Origin of the sequence: Enterobacter sp. 01-M-02-SI-ECC (assembly GCF_047530595.1) — a bacterium.
Classification (GTDB): domain Bacteria; phylum Pseudomonadota; class Gammaproteobacteria; order Enterobacterales; family Enterobacteriaceae; genus Enterobacter; species Enterobacter cloacae_M.
The window spans coordinates 1-1,331 of record NZ_JBLKCZ010000089.1 but is presented as its reverse complement, the minus strand read 5'-3'; the positions used below and the strand labels follow the sequence as shown (position 1 = coordinate 1,331).

The following is a 1,331-nucleotide window of genomic DNA, read 5'->3' as shown; positions in this document are numbered from 1 at the left end:
GAATCTATGGTCACTCCCGTTTTTGCAACACCGATTTTGACGATAAGTTGGCTTGCTTGAATCTATCCGGCGTCTGAATGGGATTTTATTCCCGCGCCTCGATGAGTTCCGCGCCTGATGAACCTCCAGAAAATATACGGCTTCAGCGAGCCTTTCCGTTTTACAGGTTCCTCAACAGGCCGGTGGGCCGTTTGTATCATCAATATCAGTATTCGCAAAACCAGATGAATGATTGTTTAAACTGGTGTATTTCTGCCTTTATGCTTCGTAAGTTTGCTGTCGCGCCGTCAGTGCCCAGGCTATTCTGGCCAGCTTGTTTGCCAGAGCACAGGTGACGACAAAGTTGCTTTTCCGACACAACAACTCCCTGACCCAGTCGGCCAACTTGCCAGACTGGTGTTCCAGTTTTTGTATGAATACCCTGGCACACTGAACCAACAAAGTTCGGATCTTTTTGTTGCCCCGCTTGCTAATCCCTAACAATGTCGTCCGACCTCCCGTGCTGTACTGTCGGGGTACCAGCCCTGTTGCCGCCGCAAAGTCACGGCTGCTGGCGTACTGCTTCCCGTCGCCAATCTCAGTTGAAATAGTACTGGCAGTCAGCGTTCCAACGCAGGGAATACTCAGCAAGCGCTGTCCAACCTCATCTTCGTCCAACTTTCGTTTCAACTGAGATTCCAGATCTTTAATCTGCTCAACAAGATAGTGATAATGCTGTTGTAATTTCAGCAGTAACTGGCTGAGATAAAGAGGCAAACTACTGTCCTCAAGAAGGGTACTCAGTCGACTAATAACGGCAGCACCTCGCGGAACGCTGATACCAAATTCCAGCAGAAAAGCATGCATCTGATTAGTTGTTTTCACCTTATCCTGAACCAGGGATTCACGGACACGATGCAGAGCTCGCATTGCCTGCTGAGATTCGGTTCTGGGCTGCACGAAACGCATAGATGGACGTGATGCTGCTTCACAGATAGCTTCAGCATCAACGAAGTCATTTTTGTTGCTTTTAACGAATGGGCGGACAAATTGCGGTGATATCAGCTTTGGAAAATGCCCTAACTCTGCCAGCTTGCGTGCCATAAAGTGAGAACCGCCACAGGCTTCCATCGCGATGGTTGTTGCTGGGCATGTCGCCAGAAATTCGATTAGCTTTGGTCGGGTGAATTTTTTACGGTAAACGGCCTTCCCACGATGATCCTGACAATGAATATGGAAAGAGTTCTTACCCAGATCGATACCAATAAGCGCAATGTTTTCCATGATGGTTCTCCGAATGAAAGCCTGTCCTCAGCATAGTACTGGGAAGGAGGGAGTGACCATCTCATTAA

General features: G+C 48.4%; 1 protein-coding gene. It reads right to left on the bottom strand.

Translation table 11 applies throughout. The features are described 5' to 3' along the window. Positions 1-258 precede the first annotated feature (258 nt). Entirely contained in the window at positions 259-1,263 is a 1,005-nt protein-coding gene (locus ACMWLG_RS25775; protein ID WP_000427614.1) for an IS110-like element IS5075 family transposase, read from the bottom strand. Positions 1,264-1,331: the final 68 nt, after the last annotated feature.